This is a genomic window from Nocardia sp. NPDC049935, from assembly GCF_055586645.1.
In genome coordinates, this window is record NZ_JBVJHV010000003.1 from 191,567 (window position 1) to 207,040 (window position 15,474).

The window sequence follows — 15,474 nt, forward strand, 5'->3', positions numbered from 1 at the left end:
ATCGTATTCGCCCGGCGTGTTCCACCGGCTCCACCGCACGCACCCGTTCACCGAGCTGCATCCCGAACCACCGTATCGGCAAGGAGACTGGTCTATGCGTACACAGGGCTTCGCCCGTCGGCTCCTCACCACTGTCGCCGCGACGGCCGCGGCCACCGTCCTGCTCACCGGGCACGCCGCTTCCGAACCCGCCCGGGTCGACTGGCCCACGGCGGTTCAGCAGCTGCGCCAGGCCGCCATCGGCAATCTGGATGCCGAGCGGGCCGTGGAGATGCTGCTCGACGATCCACGGGTCGATACCGCCACCCGCGAGGCGGCGCTGCCGGCGCAGCCGTTCCAGGTGCCCGCCGAATCCACCATCGGCCGCGGCGGCGGGCAGGGGCTCTACGGCAACGGGCTGGCGCTGAGCGTCGACGGTTTCCGGTTCGCGTTCTTCGGCGGCCCGGGCACGATCGCGCCCAACCAGACCGGCGCGCGCCTGGATGTGGTGTGGCTGAACCTGTCCAACGGCCGCAGCGGAATGGAACAGTTCACCGAGCACGTCGACATCATCGCCGACACCACCATCCGCACCCGGGTGATCGATCCCGGCCCGGGCATGGTGGTGGCGGCGGTGTACGGCAACCTGTGGCATCGGTGGCCGGTTCCGGTGAGCCCGCAGAATCCGGACGGATTCGCCTATCAGCGCGGCGATATCACCTTCCCGTCGCTGGGAGCGATTTACAACTGAGCGAACAGCCCTGGTCGGAGCGGGGATGCGCGTCGAATATTCGACACGCGTCCCCCTCCGGACCGGAACTCATCGTTACCGTGATGTCTTTTTTGTCCGGAGCGTACGTTGTGAGCGGACGCACTTTCACTGCTACGGTGAGCCCCGATATGCCGTTCGGAATCGCTAGGTCGAGTGCCGACGCGAGAGTCTGTGGAGGTGTTCGAGGGTGAACCTGGCGCATACGCTGGAAGTCGTCAAGGCATACGGGCTGCTGCAGTCCAGCGGCTTCATCGATCTGAAGAATCCCGGGGAAACCCTGCGGACGCTGAAGGATTCCAAGACCTATATCCCGCAGGCCACCCTGATCATGCATTCCGCGCGGATCGCGCCCGAGGCGCCCGGGCTGGTCGACGAACGCGGTGAGCTGACCTACCGCGAACTGGACGAACAGTCCACCAAAATCGCCAACGGACTGCGCAAGGCCGGGATCACCGAAGGCACCGTGATCGGTATCCTCGCCCGCGACCACCGCGGCCTGATCCTGTCCATGGCGGCCGCCGGGAAACTCGGTGTGAAGATCGCCCTGATGAACACCGGCTTCGCCAAGCCACAGTTCGCCGAGGTGTGCGAGCGGGAGAAGGTCAAGGCCGTCCTGCACGACAGCGAGTTCCTGGGCCTGCTCGACGCGCTGCCCGCGGATATGCCGCGCTTCCTGACCTGGGTCGACGAGGGCGCGGAGCTGCCCGAGGGCGCGAAGACCCTGGACGATCTGATCGCCGAGAACGGCCTCGAGGCGCTGCCCGTGCCCAGCAAGCCGGGCGGCTTCATCATCCTCACCAGCGGTACCACCGGTCTGCCGAAGGGCGCGCCGCGCGAGAAGGCCAGCCCGGTCGCCACCGCGCAGTTCCTGGACCGGATGCCGTTCCCCAAACGCGGCACGGTCGTCATCGTCTCGCCGATCTTCCACAGCACCGGGCTGGGCACCTGGCTGGTGAGCACCGGTCTGACCAACAAGATCGTGATGCGACGCCGGTTCGATGCCGAGGCCACGCTGAAAATGGTGTCCGAGCACAAGGCCTCGCTGCTGGTCGCGGTCCCGACCATGCTGCACCGGATGGTCGAACTGCCCGCCGAGGTCCGGGCGAAGTACGACACCTCCTCGCTGAAGGGCATCGTGCTGGCCGGTTCGGCGCTCTCGCCCGAACTGAGCATCAAGGCCGCGGAGGTCTTCGGACCCGTCGTCTACAACCTCTACGGCTCCACCGAGGTCGCCATCGCCACCGTGGCCCAGCCCCACGAACTGGCCAAGGCCCCCGGCACCGTGGGCCGCCCGCCGCTGACCTGCGATGTGCGGCTCTACGACGACAACGACAAGGCCGTCACCGCGAAGAACGTCACCGCCCGCATCTTCGTGCGCAGCGGCGCGCCCTTCGAGGGCTACACCGACGGCCGGCACAAGCAGATCATCGACGGCTACATGTCCAGCGGCGATGTCGGGCATTTCACCGAGGACGGCCTGCTCATGGTCGACGGCCGCGACGACGACATGATCGTCTCCGGCGGCGAGAACGTCTTCCCGCAGGAGGTGGAGAACCTCCTGCTGGAGCGTGCGGACATCTTCGACGCGGCCGTGGTCGGTGTCGACGATGTGGAGTTCGGTAAACGCCTGCGCGCGTTCGTGGTGCCCGAACCCGGCCACAAACCCACCGAGGACGAGATCAAGAACCACGTCAAGGAGAACCTGGCCCGGTACAAGGTGCCGCGCGAAGTGGTCTTCCTCGACGATCTGCCGCGTAACCCGACCGGCAAACTGCTGCGCCGGGTGCTCGTGGAATACGAGGTCTGACACCCTGTTCCGTCGATGAAACCGGGAACTCTCACAGCGGAGGTCCCGGTTTCATTGCTGTCCGAGACAATGACGGCCGGGGTGGCGCGGGGCATTGCTAGGGTTGGCCGAGCACTGGAGTTCGAGGAGGTCGGCCGCCGTAGCGGGCGGTACACCGCGGAAGGTTGTCACCGATGACATTGTCGCTGCCCGGACCCGTTCGCAAAGCCGGCGACCTCGCACTCGCCGTGAATGTGATGCGCAAGCGCGGCCTCTTCGATCCGCTGCGGCTCGACCACGCCGCCCGGTCGATGATCAACGCGGGCAAGTTCGGACCGTTCGCCGGAGTCGTCATGCACGCGGCGCAGACCCGCCCGGATCTGGCCGCCATCGTCGACGAGAAGGGCGAGCTCACCTACCGCGAGCTCGACCGGCAGTCCAACGCCTTCGCGCGCGGTCTCGCCGGGCAGGGGCTGCGCGGCGGCGATGTAGTGGCGGTCCTGGCCCGCGACCATCGCGGCATGGTGCTGAGTATGCTGGCCGCCGGCAAACTCGGCCTGCGCGCGGTGCTGATGAACACCGGATTCGCGACTCCGCAGTTCGCCGATGTCGCCGAACGCGAACAGGTCAAGGCGGTGCTGCACGACAGCGAGTTCTTCGGCCTGATGAGCGCCATCCCGGCCACCGTCCCGCGCATCCTGACCTGGGTGGACGAATCCGATCATGCCGATCCCGGGCTCGCGACGGTCGAATCACTGTCCGCGGGACAGTCCACCGAACCCGTGGCCGCCCCGGCGAAGCCCGGCGGCATGGTCATCCTGACCAGCGGCACCACCGGAACACCGAAGGGCGCCCCGCGCGACAAGGTCAGCCCGTTCATGTCCGCCCAGTTCATCGACCGGGTGCCGCTGCCCGCGGAGGGCACGATGGTGATGGCCGCGCCCATCTTCCACGGCACCGGGCTGTCGCAGTTCTCGCTCGGCCTGGCGCTGGGCAACCGGGTCATCTTCCAGCAGCGCCGTTTCGATCCCGAGCGCACTCTGGCCGCTATCGCCCGCTACCGGGCGGATTCGCTGGTCGTGGTGCCCACCATGCTGCAGCGGCTGCTGGACCAGCCGCGCGAGGTACTGGACCGCTACGACGTCTCCTCGCTGAAGGTGATCTTCGCGGCGGGTTCGGCGATCCCACCCGATGTCGTGGTGCGCACCGGCGCGCATTTCGGCGATGTCCTCTACAACCTCTACGGCTCCACCGAATGCGCGGTGATCACCGTGGCGACCCCGCAGGAGCTGCGGAAATCGCCGACCACCGCCGGCCGCACCCCGGTCGGCGTGCGGATCGCGCTCTACGACGAGAATCGCCGGCGGATCACCGCGCCGAATGTGACCGGCACGATCTTCATCGACAATCCGCACGCCTTCAAGGGCTATACCGACGGCCGGACCAAGGAGAGCGTGGACGGCATGATGTCCAGCGGCGATGTCGGTCATCTGGACGACGACGGCCTGCTGTTCATCGACGGCCGCGACGACGACATGATCGTCTCCGGCGGCGAGAACGTCTTCCCGCAGGAGGTCGAACACCTCATCGCCAACCGCCCCGACGTCCTGGAGGCGGCCGTGGTGGGAGTCGACGACCGGCAGTTCGGCAAACGACTGCGCGCCGTGGTGGTGCCCGGACCGGATTCGGCACGCGACGCGCAGGAGATCAAGGACTACGTGAAGGCGAACCTGGCCCGGTACAAGGTTCCCCGCGAGGTGCTCTTCCTCGACGAACTCCCCCGCAACGCCACCGGCAAACTCCTGCGGAAACCACTGGTCGAGCTGGAGACCGAGGGCTGAGATCCGGCCGTCCGGGCCCTGCGACCGGGTCGGATATCATCACCGCGTGCGTATCAGGTTCGGCTCCGCCCCCGCGGCGGATCATCGCGACGCCGCCCGCGTCCGCGGTGCGGTGGCCGGCCTGATCTCGGGCACGGTATCGGTGGCCGCGCACGGCTGGGCCGCCCCCACCGCCGTACCGGACAGTGCGGCCGTCATGCTGCTCGCCGCGGCGTCGGCCGCCCTCGGCGCACTGGTCGCCGGACTGCGGCAGCTGCGTACCGGCGCCGGGCTTCCCGCCGTACTGGCCGCCGGTCAGCTGCTCGGCCATATCTGCCTGGGCTGGGGTTCGGGTCATCTGCATCACGGCGACCTGCAACTCACACCGGCCATGATCGCGGCGCATATCGCCGTGGCCTGCGCGGCCGCGGTCGTCGTCCGGGGCGCCGAGGCCGCCTACCGCAGCGGCGCCGCGGCGCTGTCACGGCTGCTGCCGGTGCTCTTCCGGTCACCTGTGGTGGCCGATCGCGAGGTCCTGCGCCTCACCTACCGGGACCGGGTCGTCCCGCGCGTCCTGGTCGTCGGGGCCGTCGGCACCCGGGCCCCACCCCGCGTCGTCCTGAACTGATCTCACCCGGCCCCGGGCAGCGCCGCGCAGGCGAAGGCCCGGATCGCCGGTTCCCACCCATTCCGGCGACACCGTCCCGGCGCCCGTACACGCGGCGCCGGAACCTCTTCGCGCCGACTTCCTCGGCCCGCGCCGGACCCAGTACAGGACGCAGGTAAACCAGTGACCACCACCGACGTCGACGCGGCTCCCGCCGCGCCGGCCACCCCGCCACGGCCGGGCAAGGGCGCGGTCCGCGCGCTCGCGCTGCGGCTGCATTTCTACGCCGGTCTGTTCGTCGGACCGTTTCTGCTGATCGCGGCACTCACCGGGGGGCTCTACGCGATAGCCCCGACCGTCGAGAACATCATGAGCCGGGATCTGCTCCAGGTCGATTCCGTAGGCCCGGCCCGGCCGCTGTCGGAACAGGTGACCGCGGGCACCGCGCAGCGACCCGATCTCACCCTGGTCGCGGTCGCACCCGCCCCGGCGCCGGACCAGACCACCCGGGTGCTGTTCAGCGACCCCGCCCTCGGCGAATCCGAGCGCCGCGCGGTCTTCGTCGACCCGGTCACCGCGCGCCCGGTGGGCGAAGCGGTGGTGTACGGCAGTTCCGGCGCGCTGCCCTTCCGCGCCTGGGTCTCGCAGGTCCACCGGCATCTGCACCTCGGCGAACCGGGCCGCCTGTATTCCGAACTGGCGGCCTCGTGGCTGTGGCTGATCGCGCTCGCCGGCCTGGTGCTGTGGGTGCGCCGGGTCCGCGCGCGGCGGCACCGTGATTCGGCGGGCTGGTTGTTCGTGCCCAACCTCGCGCAGGGCGCCCGCGAACGCCGGCTCAACTGGCATGCCGCGGTGGGAATGTGGATTCTGCCGGTGGCCCTGCTGCTGTCGGCGACCGGTCTGACCTGGTCGACCTACGCCGGCGCCAATATCGAGAAGCTACGGGAGAACCTGAGCTGGACCACGCCCGCCGTGGACACGGCTCTGCCCGGCACCGCCCCGGCAGGTCATACCGGCCACACCGACCATCACGGCGGCCCGGCTGTCACCCATACCGTGCCCGCCGACCGGATCGGGCAGCTGGACACCGTCGCGGCCACCACCCGGGAGGCCGGCGTCACCGACCCGGTGGAGATCGCGATTCCCGCCGACGAGGCGACCGCGTTCGCGGTGAAGGAACGCAGGATGCCGGGTGTGCTCGGTGTCGACGCGGTATCCGTGGACGGCGCCACCGGCGCGGTGGTCGATCTGCTCCCCTACTCCGACTGGTCGCTGATGGCCAAACTCGCCAATTGGGGGATCCAGCTGCATATGGGCCTGATGTTCGGCCTGCTCAACCAGTTGCTGCTGCTGGCGGCGGCGGTGGGGCTGGTCACGGTGATCGTGCGCGGATACCTCATGTGGTGGCGGCGCCGCCCGACCCGTGACGCGCGATGGTTCACCTCCGGCACCCCGCCCCGCCGGGGCGCGCTCCGCAAATCCGTCCCGCTGGCGGTTCCGGTGCTGGTGGCGGCCGCGCTGATCGGGTGGTTCGCACCGGTCTTCGGCGTGAGCCTGCTCGCCTTCCTGGTGGTCGATTGCGTCGTCGGCCTGATCCGCCGGACACGGGCCACGGCCTGACCCCGCCTCCGGTGGCCGGATCCAGGGCCGGCCACCGGAGTTCCCCCATCCGATCGCCGCCGTCGCGACGGCACCGGCACCACCGACCCGCCCCGCGTCACCCCACCGGCCCGGCCCCCGGCGCCGCCACGGCCTCGAATGCGCGGGAATGCCCGAATCCCAGGCCCGCGAGCCGTTCCCGCACCGCCTCCTGGACCCGATCCGCACCCGCGGTGTCGACCAGCGCGATGATGCTGCCCCCGAACCCGCCGCCCACCATGCGCGCACCGTGCGCTCCGGCGGCCCCGGCGGCATCCACCGCCGCGTCCAGCACCTCGGTGGAAACCTCGAAATCGTCACGCAACGAACGATGCCCCGCCGAGAGCAGTGGCCCGATCGCCCGCGGATCGGCGCCCCCGCGCAGCTCACCGGCCACCGCGCGCACCCGGTCGTTCTCCGTGACCACATGGCGGGCGCGCCGGTACAGCACCGGATCGGTGAGCCCGGTCAGCCTGTCGAGATCGCCGATATCGCGCAGCGATTCCACTCCCAGCGCCTCGGCGGCGGCGGCGCATTCGGCCCGGCGGGCGCCGTAGCCGCCACCGGCGTGGTCGTGGGTCTGCCCGGTATCGATGACCAGCAGGCGTAGACCGGCCGCCGACAGGTCGAAAGGGATCTGTTCGTAGCCACCGGTTTCCGACTCCCGGAACGCGCGGACATCGAGGAACAAGGCGTGCCCGGCGGTGCACAGGATCGAGGCGGCGTGGTCCAGGATCCCGGTCGGCGCGCCCACATAGTCGTTCTCGGCGGCGCGGGCGATATCGATCAGTTCCCGGTCGGGCACCGACGGTGCGCACAGGTCCCGGACCGCCACCGCGGTCGCGCAGCACAGCGCCGCCGAGGACGAGAGTCCGGCGCCCGCCGGAACGGCGCCGTCGAATTCCAGTTCCAGACCCTCGGTCCGGTGTCCACGCCGGGCGAACTCGGCCACCACCCCGAGTGGATAGCGTGCCCAGCCCGGCACCAGATCGCGTTCGGCGCGTAGCGCCCGGACCGGCAATCGCACCGGTTCACCCGGGCGCTGCCGGGAACCCACCCGGACCAGATCGTCGGGATGGCGCACCCCGGCGCAGGTGACCGCCAGCGGTATCGCGATCGGCAGGACGAAACCGTCGTTGTAGTCGGTGTGCTCACCGATCAGGTTGACCCGGCCCGGCGCCGCCCAGACGCGGCGGGAATCGATGCTCTCCTCGCGTTGTGTCACCGGACCACCGTACGAGCCGGGAACCGCCGCACCGCGCGACGCCGCCACCCGCGAGACAGCCGTTACGACGTTGTTGCGCCAAGACAGCGACAAATTCGACACTGCGTGTCATCATCGGACTCATAGTCCAGGTTTGGTGGCCGAGCGTTCGCGCCCGGCTCGGACGTCCCCTCGTACAGGAAAACTCGGTTTCGTCAGCCGCCGCTCGATGGGTTGGTAGAGCACGACAGACAAGGATTCCCAGACCTGCGACGCGGCTCGATTTCACCGGGAATGGAGCGACTAAAGGGGGGCTGATGATAATCAGCGACTCGCAGGGTGCAGGACGACAGGTTTTACACCGGAAGTTTCTCTGTGCAGCACTTTTCACGGCCGCGGGCGTTCTGGTCGTGATTCCCCCGGTGCTCGGATCCTCGCTGCTGTCCGTCACCGCCACTGTGCTGGCGGCACTGGCCGCGGTGACGGTGGCCGGATTCGGCGTGCACCGGCACACTCCGGCCCACCCGCTGCCGTGGTACCTGCTGGCAGCGGCCATCGTGCCGTACACCGTGGGCACCGTCCTGCGCGAATTCGGTTCGGCCGCGTCCAGCCCTCTCGACGAGATCTGCACGCTCACCGGATATATCGCCACCGGGGCCGCCGCCGCGCTGTGGCTACGTCCGCGGCAGACCCGGGCGCACCCCGATGTACTGCTGGATTCGGGGCTGATCGGTCTCGGCGCCCTGCTCGCCTCCTGGATCTTCCTCATCGCCCCGGTGCTGCACTCGGTCGAGGGCCGGATGGACACCTTCACCGTGGTGGCGTATCCGGTCTTCGACGCATTACTGCTGACCCTGCTGGCCCATTCGCTGGCGACCTCGAGCCGCTCGGAAACCTCGCTGCGGCTCCTGCATCTCGGCCTGGCCTTCGCCCTGCTGACCGAGATCGGCTTCCGGCTCACCGCCGCCGGAACGCTCACCACGGACCCGGAACTGCTGTTGCTGCCGCTGCTCGGCGCCTTCGCCGCGTTCGGGGCGGCGGCGCTGCATCCCACGATGGCGACGGTGAGCGAACGGCGGCCCGTCCGGCCCAACCATTCCCGGCAGCGCGCCAGTGTGATCGCGGTGGCGCTGGTGGTCTCGTCCCTGGTGCCGGTGGCCCGCGCACCGCTGAGCCAGCTCGACCAGGTGGTGGTGTCCACGGTTCTGGCCCTGTTGCTCATCGGCCTGCTGATCCGCAGCGAACGTGCCATCGGCCGCAGTACCCGCAGCGAACGGCGCGCCCAATACCAGGCCGACCACGATCCGCTCACCGGACTGCTGAACCGCTCCGCGCTGTTGCGGGTGCTGCACCGGGATCACCGCGACTGGGCCGAACGGGCGCTGTGCCTGCTGTTCGTGGACCTCGACGAGTTCAAGGCGATCAACGACAGCTACGGCCATACCGTCGGCGACGAACTGATCGTGCAGGCGGCCAACCGGATCCGCGCGGCCGTCCGCCGCGACGATGTGGTGGCCCGCTACGGCGGCGACGAATTCATCGTGCTGGCGCCGCTGGACCGGGACGAGGCCACGACCATGGCCGAGCGGCTGCTCGGAATCTTCATGAAACCGTTCCCGCTCAGCACCGGCGAGGTCCCGCTGACCGCCAGTATCGGACTGGCCTGCGGCGGTCCCCGCGATATCGACGCGACCGTCTACGACCTCATCCGCGATGCGGACGCGGCCATGTACCTGGCGAAGCGCCGCGGTTTCGGCTACATGTTCCACGACACCATCCGGCATACGCCGGCCGAGCCGATGCAGCAGGGCTGGCGGCCCCGCGAAACCGCGGTCTGACCGCTACCTCAGTCCGACAGTTCCTCGAGCAGTTTGCGGGCCTGCGCCAATTCGGCCTGGAGTTGCGCGACTTTGGCCTCCTGCGCGCCGCGAACCGATTCCTGCAGGCCCTCGACCACCTCGGCGACCTCCGGATGCAGCAGTTTCGCCGCCTGCGCCACCGCCGGGCCGGCCACCGGCAGGGCGCGGGTGGTGCGCTTCTTGCCGTTGGTCACATCGACGGTCCACTCCCCCTCGGCGGTGCCGTTGATGGTGACCGTGACCTCGGGGCCCTTCGGTTTACGGGCGGCCGGAGCCTTGGCCGCGCGGGCCGGGGTACGCGGCGTGGTACCGGGTTTCGGTTCGGCGGCGGACTCCTTCGGCGCCGGGGCGGCCGGTGTCTCGGAGGCGGGTTTCTTGGCCGCGGCGGTGGGCGCGGACGGGGACGCGGCGGGAGTCACGGACGTTTCCTTCGGTTCGGGCGCGGATTTGGGCGCGGGCGCGGGGCCGGCCGGCCGATCACGCGGCGGTTTGGTGAGCGTGACCTCGGTGGGACCGAACGACAGTACATCCTTGGACCCGGTGGGCCGGATCTGCAGGAAGTCGCCGTCCGCCGGGTCACCGAGCGAGACGACCTTGCCCGAACGCCCTTCGGTGACCCCCACCGCCGCGGACGTGAACCAGACCATCGGCGGGCGCCCCGCATCGATCTCTGCGGCGATCTGCTCGAGGTCGTTGTCGGACAGAGGTTTCGGCTTCGCGTTCGAAGGTGTTCGCGACGGCATGGCGCACTCCGGGCAATCTCACTGTTTCGTCGAATAGCTGCGTGCACAGATGATGCCGCACACCACCGACATTTTCACAAGCAGGCAGGTCGGCAGGCAGCGGCGACCGGTAGAACCTGTTCTACTATGGGCGCCGAATCCGGAAACCCGAAGGAGCCATCGTGCCGTTGGACCCGACCGCCACCCAGTTGCGCGACGCCGTACTGGCCTCACCTCGCGCGGTGGCCGCGCACGATCGGGACGCCTGGGTGGGCCTGTTCACCCGGAACGCGGTGGTCAACGACCCGGTCGGCTCGGCGCCGCATACCGGATACGACGCGATCGCCCGGTTCTACGACACCTTCATCGCGCCGAACGAGATCGTCTTCGACGTCGCCCACGATTTCACCGGGCCGGCGACGGTCCTGCGCGATCTCTCCATCACCATCACCATGGCGAGCGGCGCCCGGGTACGGGTCCCGATGCATCTGCGCTACGAGGTCACCGAAGAGGACGGGCGACTGCGTATCGGCCATCTGGCCGCCTACTGGGAGCTGCTGCCGATGATCGGGCAGCTCATGGGAACCGGACTCCCCGGGCTGCGCGCGGGCACCCGGCTCGGCGCGCTGCTGCTGCGCAACCAGGGCGTGCGCGGGCTGACCGGGATGGCGCAGGCGTGCACCGGTATCGGACGCACGGGTAAGCGGATCGCGCAGCGCCTGTGTGCGGCCGCCACCGCCGGCGATCAGGCGGCACTCGACGCCCTGGCCGGCAGCCGCGAGACCGTACTGCTGTGGTCGGGTGCGGCGATTTCCACGGCAGAGTTCGCCACCCGCGCTCGCGGCCTGCGCCAGGGCAAGACCTTGGCGGCCGGTCGCTCGGTAACCGTCAGCGCCGATCTCCCGGCCGGACCGGCGCTGCTGATCCTCGATTTCCATCCGTCCCGCGCGACCCTGGAGACCATCCGCGTGCACACCGACACGGTCACCTCCTGACCCGCTTGCCGGTATCCGGAGTCATCCGGCGGCCCGCGCCGCCGCGTACAGCACGATCGGGTGTCACCCGGCCGCCCGCTATTTACTGAGACCTCGAGTACCGGTAAATTCGGAACAGAGAGATGTACGCCATACCGCACGAGGAGGCACCGATGACGCCGTCGACTCTGCCGCGGGCGCCGAAACTGGACGCCCGGTACCGCGAGATGCTGGAAACGCTGTCGGAGGGCTCCGTGCACCGCCGCTTCGACCCGTATCTCGATATCGAGTGGGATTCCCCCGAACTCGCCCTCGACCGGGACGATCCACGCTGGGTGCTGTCCCCCGACTACGACCCACTAGGCGCCACTCGCTGGTACCGCGAACTACCGGTCGGCAAGCAGATCGAGATCGGGCGCTGGCGGATCGCGAATGCCATCAAGGTGGGCGCGGCCTTCGAAACGGTCCTGATCCGCGGGATGATGCAGTACATCGCGAAACTGCCGAACGGCTCCCCGGAGTTCCGTTACTGCCTGCACGAGATGACCGAAGAGTGCAATCACATCCAGATGTTCCAGGAACTGGTCAACCGCATCGGTGACGATGTTCCGGGGATGCGGCCGATCTTCCGCGCCCTCTCGCCGTTCATCGGAGTGGCCGGCGGTTATGCGCATGTCGTGCTCTTCCTCGGGATCCTGGGCGGCGAAGAACCGATCGATCACTACCAGAAAGCGATGATCCGCAACGGCGCGAACCTGCCGCCGCTGGTGGTGCGGACGATGGAAATCCATATCGCCGAGGAGGCCCGGCACATCTCCTTCGCGGGCGAATTCCTGCGGGCCCATATCGCCAAACTGGGCCCGGTCCCCACCGCGATCTGCGGGGCCACCTTCCCGCTGGCGCTGCGCTGGCTGGCGGGCGAGATCATGGCGCCACCCCCGGAATTCGCGCGCCGTTTCGATATCCCCCGCGAGGTCATCAAGGAGGCCTTCTGGCGCAGTCCGCACTCGCGGCGGATCCTGGCCGGCTATTTCGGGGATATGCGCACCCTCGCCGACGAGCTCGGACTGATGAATCCGGTCACCACCCGGCTGTGGAAGGCATTGGGAATCGACGGTGACCGCTCGCGCTACCGCAGCGAACCGGAACGCCGGGTGCGGCCCGCCGTGGCCTGACCCGGTACGCCGGGCCGACCGATGAAGTTCGGCCCGGCCCCGGGCGGCCGCGTCAGTTCGCGGCGTCGAGCCCGGCGATCACCTCGGCCAGTTCCCGGTCGGGATCCACCTCCACCCCCAGCGCGCGCGCCGCGCCGTCGAGGACGTACCAGGAATAGGCGGACAGCTCGGCGACCATCTCCGCGCGGGCGCGCCTCGGCACCGGCTCGGCGACCCAGGCCGCCAGCACCCCCTCGACCATGGTCACCACGGCGAAGGGCACCGGTTCCAGCGCCGCGGCATCGACGCCCACGATCCGGGCGATCGCCTCGATCAGTTCCCGGGACCGGTCCGTGATCCGCGATTTGAGACTGCTTATCGCGTCGATGGCATCCGGCCCATCGGCCGGCGGGCCGGTACGCGCGAACGCGGTCAGGTTGGGATGGTCGCCCATCCAGTCCGCCACCGCGCGCACGGTCCGGGTGATGATCTCGCGCACCGATCCCGACGAGACATCCAGCTGCGCGTCCAGAATCGCTCCGAGATCGTCGATCAGATACGACCGGATCCTGCGATCCAGATCCTCCCGGCCGCCGAACTGGCGGTAGACCACGGATTTGGCGACCCCCGCGCGGGCCGCGATCTCACGCACCGGAATATCCGCCCCCGGCGGCTTCTCCTCCAGCAGGTCGACCGCGGCCCGCAGGATGTGCTGACGGCGCGCGGTATTGTGCTGTTCCCAGCGCGCCTCGTAGCCGTTCACCGCACCCGGTACCCGCGACCGCGACGACGCCACCGACATGTCCGGCAGTGTACTCAGCGAGGCCGCCACGACGCGCGGTCCCGGCGGCCGGCCGTCTCTTCATCGGGATTTCACATGGTACCGGCCGAATGCACGAGCAAATGAAAGAACATTTACACCGGCATTAATTCAAGATTTCGCGCGTACAGTGCGTAATACATTCGGCACATTCTACAAACCGGTCGTTTTGTCGACACCGGCCCGGGAGAGCGGCGTTACGGACCCGGAACCTGTTCTCGCACAGACTCATCCAGCATACCGCGCAGTGGATGACGGGCGCCCCGTATAAATCATAGATTTCACCGGATTACGAATCTGTGGGCAGTCCGATCGAAAAAGGCTAGAATTGCGGCAGATTGGTACCGGGCGGGTCCGGCGAACTGCCGCCACCACGTTGCTCGGTCGCGGGAATTCCCGGCGAACCGGTTTCGGTGGCGCATTCGAGGCGGCGTGCTGTGCACGCGGTGATCCGCCGGTGACCACGCGCACAGGAGGCAAGGATGCCCGACAACACCGGCCCCGAGGAGCACGACGTGGAACTGAACTCCGAGCACGCCCCCGTGATCTGGCCCGAACCGAGCCGGCTGGATTCCTGGTGGCGCGACATCATGACCGACCCGGTACCGGCCGGAGAGCCCGAACCGGCTCCCCCGACCCTCACCCGCAACGCCTGACCCTCGGTCGTGTACCGGCCGGATCCCGGCGCCGGGCGGCGATCCTCGCTTTCCGGCCGGTATAGAAACAGAACTCGACGCCGGGCGCGGGTGGGCCCCGGCGTCTATCCGGCGCGCGGAGCGAGCCGGACGAGCGGGATCTCCCGGGTGGTGCGCTTCTGGTAGTCGCCGTAGACGGGATAGTCGGCGACGATACGGGTCCACAGCGGCGCCCGTTCCTGCGCGGACAGCACGGAGGCCGTCATGGGCATACGCCGTCCGTCCGGAAACGCGATCTCGACCGCGGGATTGTCACGCAGGTTCCAGTACCACGCGGGATGGGTCGGATCGCCCGCGCGGGACGCGACGACGATGTACTCGCCACCGTCCACGATCGGCGCGGTCAGCATCACCGACCGCGGACGCCCGGATCTGCGCCCGATCGTCGTGAGCTCGAGGGCCGGCATCCCGTAGAACTCGGTTCCCAACCGGCCGAAGCTGATCCGCAGCAGCGCCCGATGTGCCGCGTTGGTGGCCTTCAGCATGAAATTCGAGGGCATGGCACGCCATCCTTCCGATCGCGACACCCGGTGTCCAGTGCGACGGCCTGAATCATCGTCCGGGCGAGGCCGCGGTTCTCGCCCGGCCACGCCCAGGACTCCCACCCGGGCCGGACCCGCCCCGCGCGGCCACGGCCCGGACCGCCGATCACGGAAGCGCTTCCACCCCTTGCCGGTTCCTCCGACCCGTGGAACGGCCGTCTCCCGGTGTCCACTGTCTATTACGGAACGCCTACGCGAATTACATGAATGCAATTCGGTAGCCGATATGTATACGGCGTCCAATCGACCTGCTCGGAGCCGGTTTTCGACATGGAATCAGAGATCTGAACCCACGAAGTCGAGCGCGATCAGGTGCCGCCACCGAAAGTTGCTATATATTTGCCCTATGCGCCAACGGTTTCCGGCCGGGCCCGGCGAGGCGGACCGAGCCCGGCCCGGCGCCCCGCGGAACCCCGAACGACGGGATGGGGGAGGCCGCCGCCCCTCGATCACGCCGGACCGTACTCACGCACCGGACCGGCGGGAGACAGGGAATGGGGGCAACCGAGGCCCCCGGAAGCTCACCCTTCGTCGAGAGAGCTGTCGCATGGCGGCCCACAACGGGCGCCGATACGCCGGCGTGGGCGACGAGCTGTTCGAGAGAAAGAGAAAGGCCCCGGAGATAATCTCCGGGGCCTTCTCGTAGTAGCGGGGACAGGATTTGAACCTGCGACCTCTGGGTTATGAGCCCAGCGAGCTACCGAGCTGCTCCACCCCGCGTTGGGTGAACACAACATTACACACGCCTTCCGCGCATCGCCAAATCGCCCGATCAGAGGCACTTTCTCGATCGATTCGACCCATTCGCCGACCGGTCCGCGCGCCCCTCCGTGACCCCCTTCCGCGAGAACCCGGCAACCTCGTCACGCCACGGCCGCCGCGAACGGCTTCAGAACGTTAAC

The 15,474-nt window shown here is 68.8% G+C and carries 13 protein-coding genes and 1 tRNA gene; 9 read left to right on the forward strand and 5 right to left on the reverse strand.

The window, feature by feature from the left end; all coding sequences use genetic code 11:
* Window positions 1-94 precede the first annotated feature (94 nt).
* From ACZ6SF_RS13865 to ACZ6SF_RS13885, 5 genes are all read left to right on the forward strand, one after another.
* Window positions 95-730 carry a hypothetical protein gene (locus ACZ6SF_RS13865; RefSeq protein WP_466062467.1) on the forward strand — a complete coding sequence of 212 codons (636 nt, stop codon included), beginning with the start codon at window positions 95-97 and terminating at the stop codon, window positions 728-730.
* 208 nt (window positions 731-938) lie between these two features.
* Window positions 939-2,558, forward strand: coding sequence for an acyl-CoA synthetase (locus tag ACZ6SF_RS13870; RefSeq protein ID WP_466062468.1), 1,620 nt, complete (start codon window positions 939-941; stop codon window positions 2,556-2,558).
* A gap of 173 nt (window positions 2,559-2,731) precedes the next feature.
* Complete coding sequence (locus ACZ6SF_RS13875; protein ID WP_466062469.1) at window positions 2,732-4,378, forward strand: acyl-CoA synthetase; 1,647 nt, start codon at window positions 2,732-2,734, stop codon at window positions 4,376-4,378.
* Between the two features lie 46 nt (window positions 4,379-4,424).
* The gene (locus tag ACZ6SF_RS13880; RefSeq protein ID WP_466062470.1) at window positions 4,425-4,985 is read left to right on the forward strand and encodes a hypothetical protein; all 561 of its coding nucleotides are present in this window, start codon (window positions 4,425-4,427) and stop codon (window positions 4,983-4,985) included.
* 162 nt (window positions 4,986-5,147) lie between these two features.
* On the forward strand, window positions 5,148-6,584 hold the full coding sequence (locus tag ACZ6SF_RS13885; protein WP_466062471.1) for a PepSY-associated TM helix domain-containing protein: 1,437 nt from the start codon (window positions 5,148-5,150) through the stop codon (window positions 6,582-6,584).
* Between the two features lie 97 nt (window positions 6,585-6,681).
* Here ACZ6SF_RS13885 and galK read toward each other — a convergent pair whose 3' ends face one another.
* Window positions 6,682-7,827: a galactokinase gene (galK, locus tag ACZ6SF_RS13890; RefSeq protein WP_466062472.1), complete on the reverse strand. Its 1,146-nt coding sequence runs from the start codon at window positions 7,825-7,827 to the stop codon at window positions 6,682-6,684.
* 401 nt (window positions 7,828-8,228) lie between these two features.
* Between galK and ACZ6SF_RS13895 the strand changes: the two genes are divergently transcribed.
* Window positions 8,229-9,644, forward strand: coding sequence for a diguanylate cyclase (locus ACZ6SF_RS13895; protein WP_466062473.1), 1,416 nt, complete (start codon window positions 8,229-8,231; stop codon window positions 9,642-9,644).
* 8 nt (window positions 9,645-9,652) lie between these two features.
* On the opposite strand, the gene ACZ6SF_RS13900 is transcribed toward ACZ6SF_RS13895, so the two are convergent.
* Complete coding sequence (locus ACZ6SF_RS13900) at window positions 9,653-10,312, reverse strand: DUF6319 family protein (protein ID WP_466062474.1); 660 nt, start codon at window positions 10,310-10,312, stop codon at window positions 9,653-9,655.
* A 257-nt stretch (window positions 10,313-10,569) separates the two neighbouring features.
* On the opposite strand from ACZ6SF_RS13900, the gene ACZ6SF_RS13905 reads away from it, so the two are divergent.
* Together ACZ6SF_RS13905 and ACZ6SF_RS13910 are read left to right on the forward strand one after the other, a co-directional pair.
* The gene (locus ACZ6SF_RS13905) at window positions 10,570-11,382 is read left to right on the forward strand and encodes a nuclear transport factor 2 family protein (protein ID WP_466062475.1); all 813 of its coding nucleotides are present in this window, start codon (window positions 10,570-10,572) and stop codon (window positions 11,380-11,382) included.
* Between the two features lie 152 nt (window positions 11,383-11,534).
* On the forward strand, window positions 11,535-12,536 hold the full coding sequence (locus ACZ6SF_RS13910) for an AurF N-oxygenase family protein (protein ID WP_466062476.1): 1,002 nt from the start codon (window positions 11,535-11,537) through the stop codon (window positions 12,534-12,536).
* 52 nt (window positions 12,537-12,588) lie between these two features.
* Here ACZ6SF_RS13910 and ACZ6SF_RS13915 read toward each other — a convergent pair whose 3' ends face one another.
* On the reverse strand, window positions 12,589-13,326 hold the full coding sequence (locus ACZ6SF_RS13915; protein ID WP_466062976.1) for a TetR/AcrR family transcriptional regulator: 738 nt from the start codon (window positions 13,324-13,326) through the stop codon (window positions 12,589-12,591).
* Between the two features lie 491 nt (window positions 13,327-13,817).
* Here ACZ6SF_RS13915 and ACZ6SF_RS13920 point away from each other — a divergent pair, with 491 nt between their 5' ends.
* Window positions 13,818-13,991: a hypothetical protein gene (locus ACZ6SF_RS13920; RefSeq protein WP_466062477.1), complete on the forward strand. Its 174-nt coding sequence runs from the start codon at window positions 13,818-13,820 to the stop codon at window positions 13,989-13,991.
* Window positions 13,992-14,095: 104 nt separating this feature from the next.
* On the opposite strand, the gene ACZ6SF_RS13925 is transcribed toward ACZ6SF_RS13920, so the two are convergent.
* Window positions 14,096-14,530, reverse strand: coding sequence for a nitroreductase/quinone reductase family protein (locus ACZ6SF_RS13925; protein ID WP_466062478.1), 435 nt, complete (start codon window positions 14,528-14,530; stop codon window positions 14,096-14,098).
* Window positions 14,531-15,218: 688 nt separating this feature from the next.
* A tRNA-Met gene (locus ACZ6SF_RS13930) sits at window positions 15,219-15,292 on the reverse strand.
* Window positions 15,293-15,474: the final 182 nt, after the last annotated feature.

Excerpts from the sequence above, each read along its gene's own strand:
- ACZ6SF_RS13865 (WP_466062467.1), top strand. The coding sequence starts at position 95 with ATGCGTACACAGGGCTTCGCCCGTCGGCTCCTCACCACTGTCGCCGCG.
- ACZ6SF_RS13875 (WP_466062469.1), top strand. The coding sequence starts at position 2,732 with ATGACATTGTCGCTGCCCGGACCCGTTCGCAAAGCCGGCGACCTCGCA.
- ACZ6SF_RS13900 (WP_466062474.1), bottom strand. The coding sequence starts at position 10,312 with ATGGTCTGGTTCACGTCCGCGGCGGTGGGGGTCACCGAAGGGCGTTCG.
- ACZ6SF_RS13910 (WP_466062476.1), top strand. The coding sequence starts at position 11,535 with ATGACGCCGTCGACTCTGCCGCGGGCGCCGAAACTGGACGCCCGGTAC.
- ACZ6SF_RS13920 (WP_466062477.1), top strand. The coding sequence starts at position 13,818 with ATGCCCGACAACACCGGCCCCGAGGAGCACGACGTGGAACTGAACTCC.
- ACZ6SF_RS13925 (WP_466062478.1), bottom strand. The coding sequence starts at position 14,530 with ATGCCCTCGAATTTCATGCTGAAGGCCACCAACGCGGCACATCGGGCG.